Source organism: Streptomyces tricolor (assembly GCF_002155905.1).
GTDB classification, from domain to species: domain Bacteria; phylum Actinomycetota; class Actinomycetes; order Streptomycetales; family Streptomycetaceae; genus Streptomyces; species Streptomyces tricolor.
This window is the reverse complement of the sequence record NZ_MUMF01000092.1, coordinates 1-4,782: the sequence shown is the minus strand read 5'-3', so window position 1 is coordinate 4,782 and position 4,782 is coordinate 1. Positions and strand designations below refer to the sequence as shown.

At 73.8% G+C, this 4,782-nt stretch carries 4 protein-coding genes; 2 read left to right on the top strand and 2 right to left on the bottom strand.

Annotated features, from left to right (window positions below):
- Window positions 1–12 precede the first annotated feature (12 nt).
- On the bottom strand, window positions 13–954 hold the full coding sequence (locus CCN44_RS07855; RefSeq protein ID WP_059253024.1) for a sucrase ferredoxin: 942 nt from the start codon (window positions 952–954) through the stop codon (window positions 13–15).
- 54 nt (window positions 955–1,008) lie between these two features.
- Complete coding sequence (locus tag CCN44_RS07850) at window positions 1,009–2,265, bottom strand: citrate synthase (RefSeq protein ID WP_208639731.1); 1,257 nt, start codon at window positions 2,263–2,265, stop codon at window positions 1,009–1,011.
- Window positions 2,266–2,378: 113 nt separating this feature from the next.
- Here CCN44_RS07850 and CCN44_RS07845 point away from each other — a divergent pair, with 113 nt between their 5' ends.
- Together CCN44_RS07845 and CCN44_RS07840 are read left to right on the top strand one after the other, a co-directional pair.
- Window positions 2,379–3,545, top strand: a complete 1,167-nt coding sequence (locus CCN44_RS07845) for a citrate synthase/methylcitrate synthase (RefSeq protein WP_086697208.1) — start codon at window positions 2,379–2,381, stop codon at window positions 3,543–3,545.
- 160 nt (window positions 3,546–3,705) lie between these two features.
- A partial coding sequence (locus CCN44_RS07840; RefSeq protein WP_086697210.1) for a CobW family GTP-binding protein occupies window positions 3,706–4,782 on the top strand: 1,077 nt, incomplete at its 3' end.

The following is a 4,782-nucleotide window of genomic DNA, read 5'->3' as shown; positions in this document are numbered from 1 at the left end:
GCGGGCGCCCGGCTAGCCGGCCAGCGCCGTCGGCCTCAGCTCGCGGACCTCGACCACGTCCATCCGCGCGGGCGCCCCGAGCACGGCCGCGCCACAGCTCTCCGGGCGGGGCGGCAGCGACGCCCCCTGCGCCACGGTGACCCGCCACCGGCGGCCGTCGGCGTGCCCGACGGTGACCTCCCACCGCGGAGCCGCGCCGTCGGTCCGTACGACGCTCAGCACGCCCGCCCGGTACTCGTCCGCGGCCGACCGGACGGCCAGCTCCGCCGCCTGGCCGGGCCGTTCCCACGCGGAGCACCCCCGGCACCCCTCCACGACCACACGCCCCTCCTGGACGCCGTGCAGGGCCTCCTTGACGGTGTGCGCCTCGGCGCGGCCGTAGGCGTAGCCGTACGGCAGGACGAGCACCGTGGGCGCGAACCGATGTCCACCCAGATGGGTGACCTCCCAGACCCCGTGCACCCCGGAGGCGACCAGCTCCGTGGCCAGGGGGCGGCCCAGGAGGGCGCAGCAGCGGTCGCGCTTGCCGTTGGTGCACACAAGGGCCAGCGGGTCGCCCTCGTGCGGCCGTCCGCCGAGCACCGCGCCGAAGGAACGGTGGTCGCCGGCCCCGAGGCCGGCGAAGTCCAGGTCGAGCAGCCGCTGCGGATCGCGGGTGGTGGCACCGTGCAGCCACACGCGCCCCGGAACGGTGTGGGCCGCGTACACCTGCCGGACCGGAGGCGTGCCGGGGTCGGCATGGCGCCCGGGGCGGCGGATGAGCGCGATACGCACGCCGGTTTTGTCGGCGGCGGCCTCCAGCGCCCGGCCCAGCGCGGGCTCCAGGTGGCTGGATGTCAGCGCCTTGGCGCCCCACGGGCCGGGCTGTTCCAGCAGCAGCCACGTCGTCGCCGTGGCCGCCGTACCGGAAACCGGCTCGTCAAGGCTCCGGGAGACGGTCGCACACCTACTCACAGAGGTGAGCCTAACCTGACTCCGCGCGGGGCGACTTCCGGCCCGGGCTGTGTCCTACTCCGGGAGGGTTTGCGGCGGGCGCGGACCGACGTAGTGGCCGCTGGGGCGCATGCGCAGCGGGCGCTCGCCGTACTCCTCCAGGGCGTGGGCGATCCAGCCCGCGGTCCGGGCCACGGCGAAGATCGTCTCGCCGGCCGCGGCCGGCATGCCGGCGGACGCGGTGAACACCGCCAGAGCCAGGTCCACGTTGGCGTGCAGCGGGGTGTGCCGGGCGGTCGTGGCGACGATGTCGCGGGCCGCGAGCAGCGCGGACTCCGCGCGCGGGACTTGTTCCAGAAGGCCGAACAGCACCCGCGCGCGCGGGTCCTCGCCCTCGTACAGCCGGTGGCCGAGGCCGGGGACGCGGCGCCCCGCGCGCAGTTCCGCGGCGATCACCGGGACCGCCGTGCCCTGGTCGAGCACGTCCAGGAGCATCCGGTGGGCCACACCGCTGGCGGCGCCGTGCAGGGGGCCCTCCAGCACGCCCAGTCCGGCCGAGACGGCCGCGTACGCGTGCGCGCGGGCCGAGGCGGCGACCCGTACCGCCAGCGTGGACGCGGCCAGGTCGTGGTCGGCGAGCAGCGCCAGCGCGGTGTCCAGGACGCGCAGCGACGCCTCGTCGGCCGGGCGGCCGGTCAGCCGGTACCAGAGGCGGTGGGCCAGCGGACCGTCGTCCGTGCGCTCGTACGCGGCCGGCGGCAGCGCGGCGACGAGGGTGGGAATGAGGGTGCGCGCCGTGTTCAGCACGGCCTCCTCGGACAGGTCGAACCGCAGCGGGTCCTCGGCCGCCGCGGCGATCGCCGCCACCCGCAGCCGGTCGACGGGGGAGGCGTGCTCGGACAGGGCGTCCACGGCGCGGCGGGCGACCTCGACGGTGGTATCGGGCGCGGAGAAGGCCGCCCCGGGGGTCAGCCGGCCGGTCCACAGCCACTCGGCGACCTCCTCGTAGGTGTGGCGGGTGGCCAGTTCGACGGCGTCCGCGCCGCGGTAGAAGTACCGGTCGCGCCCGATCAGCGTGATCCGGGTGCGGACCGACAGGTCCCCGCCCGAGCCCGGAGTCCCGGCCGCCTCGCGCCGGTTGCGGCGCGCGAGGGCCTCCACCTCCCCGGCCTCGAAGGTGCTGGCCCGGCCGCCGGGCTCACGTCTGCTGCTGAGCAGGCCGCGGCTCACGTACGCGTAGACCGTCTCGGGCTTCACGCCGAGGAGTTCGGCGGTCTCCTTGGTGCTCAGCCGGCGCCCGGGGCCGTGCGGAGCGGTGTCGTGATCGCGCATGGGGGTCACCGTAGCCGCCTCTGCACATGTTGATGGTCATGCATTGACTCAATCAACGTTGACAAGAAATGAGTCAAGCATGGACAGTCGGATCAAGTCCAGGGAGGGAAACCATGGCCATCGACAGGACCGCCACCCCGCTCATCGACGCCCCGCGCGGTCTCGCGGGCGTCGTCGTCGCCGAGACCGAGATCGGCGACGTCCGGGGCCGGGAGGGCTTCTACCACTACCGCCAGTACTCGGCCGTCGACCTCGCCCGAACCCGCAGCTTCGAGGACGTCTGGCACCTCCTGGTCCACGGCACGCTTCCGGACGCCCGGCGCGCCGCCGCCTTCGCCGCCGAGACCGCCGCGCTGCGCCGGCTGCCCGAGGAGGTCCGCGAGGCCCTGCCGGCGATCGCCGGGGCCGGCCGGCTCTCCGGCCCGCTGGCGGGGCTGCGCACGGCCCTGTCCCTGCTCGGCGCCGCCCGGGGCTTCCGGCCGGTGTACGACATCGACGCCGGCCGGCGTCGCGTCGACACCGTGGCCGCCTGTGCTGCCGTACCCACCCTGCTCGCCGCGCTGTACCGGCTCGGCCGGGGCCTGGAGCCTGTGGAGCCGCGTGAGGACCTTCCGTACGCGGCCAACTACCTGTACATGGTGACCGGTTCGGAACCCGATCCGCAGCGGGCCCGTGCGGTCGAGCAATACATGATCTCCACCATTGATCACGGATTCAATGCGTCAACCTTCACCGCACGCGTCATCGCCTCCACCGGAGCCGATGTGACGGCCTGCCTGACCGGTGCCGTCGGCGCCCTGTCCGGCCCCTTGCACGGCGGCGCGCCCAGCAGGGCCCTGGACACGCTCGACGCGATCGGCACGCCCGACCGGATCGACCCCTGGATCCGCGAACGGGTACTCGCCGGAGACCGGATCATGGGCTTCGGGCACGCCGTCTACCGCACGGAGGACCCCCGCTCGCGCATGCTGCGGGAGATCGCCCTCGGCTTCGGCGGTCCGCGGGTGCACTTCGCGGTGGAGGTCGAGCGCCGGGTGGAGGCGATCCTCGCCGAGCTGAAGCCGGGCCGCGAACTCCACACGAACGTCGAGTTCTACGCCGGTGTGGTCATGGAACTGTGCGGCCTGCCCCGGGAGATGTTCACCCCCACCTTCGCCGCGGCACGCGTGGTGGGCTGGAGCGCCAACATCCTGGAACAGGCGGCCGACCCGAAGATCATCCGTCCGGTGGCGCGGTACGTGGGCCCCCAGCCGCAGGCGGCGGTGCCGTCCGCCGGATGACGTGAGCCGCCGCCCGGCCGGCCGCCGGGGAGGCCGGCCCTCGCGGCCGGCGAGCACCGGGACGGCTCTTCTGCCGCTCGTATCCTGGACGCGCAGTCCATGCCCGTCCGCACACCGGCACGCGAGCCGGTGTGCGCTGGTACGTCAGAAAGGTCGCCCGTTGGGGAACAGCTTGGGAAACAGCGGCAGTCCGCAGCAGATCCCGGTCGTCGTGCTCGCCGGTTTCCTGGGCTCCGGGAAAACCACGCTCCTCAACCATCTGCTGCACCGCAGCGGAGGCAGCCGGATCGGGGCCATCGTCAACGACTTCGGCGCCATCGAGATCGACGCGATGGCCGTCGCGGGCGCCCTCGGCGACTCCACCGTCTCGCTCGGCAACGGCTGCCTGTGCTGTGCCGTCGACGCGAGCGAACTCGACCTCTACCTGGACCGGCTCGCCGCGCCCGCCGCCGGCATCGATGTGATCGTCATCGAGGCCAGCGGGCTGGCCGAGCCGCAGGAACTGGTGCGGATGGTGCTCGCCAGCGAGCACCCGGGCATCGTCTACGGCGGTCTGGTCGAGGTCGTCGACGCCGCCGAGTTCGACGACACACGGGCCAAGCACCCGGAGATCGACCGGCACCTCGCCCTCGCCGACCTGGTCGTCGTCAACAAGCTCGACCGCGCCGCCGACGCCGACCGGGTCCTGGGGCTCGTCCGCGCGCTCACCGACCGCGCCGCCGTCGTCCCCGCCACCTACGGCCGTATCGACCCCGAGTTCCTCTTCGACTGCCGGCCGAGCGAGGAGCGCATCGGGCAGCTGTCCTTCGACGACCTGCACGAGCCCGGGCAGGACGAGCACGAGCACGCCGGGCACCTGCACACCGGCTACGACAGCCTGTCCTTCACCTCCGACGTGCCGCTGGAGCCCCGCCGGCTCATGCGGTTCCTGGACAGCCGGCCCGAGGGGCTGTACCGGATCAAGGGTTACGTCGACTTCGGGCCGTACGACCCGCTCAACCGGTATGCCGTGCACGCCGTCGGCCGGTTCCTGCGCTTCTACCCGGAGCCCTGGGCCGCCGGGGACGCCCGTCTCACCCAGCTCGTGCTGATCGGCTCCGGCATCGACGCCGACACCCTCGGCAAGGAACTCCAGGGGTGCAAGAACGACGCCCCACACGCCGACGAGCACGGCATGTGGGGCGTCCTGCGCTACGTACAGGGCCCGGACGACGCGGAAGCCGACGTGGAGGACCCG

Coding starts and splice junctions, on each gene's coding strand:
- CCN44_RS07845 (WP_086697208.1), top strand. CDS start 2,379: ATGGCCATCGACAGGACCGCCACCCCGCTCATCGACGCCCCGCGCGGT.
- CCN44_RS07850 (WP_208639731.1), bottom strand. CDS start 2,265: ATGCGCGATCACGACACCGCTCCGCACGGCCCCGGGCGCCGGCTGAGC.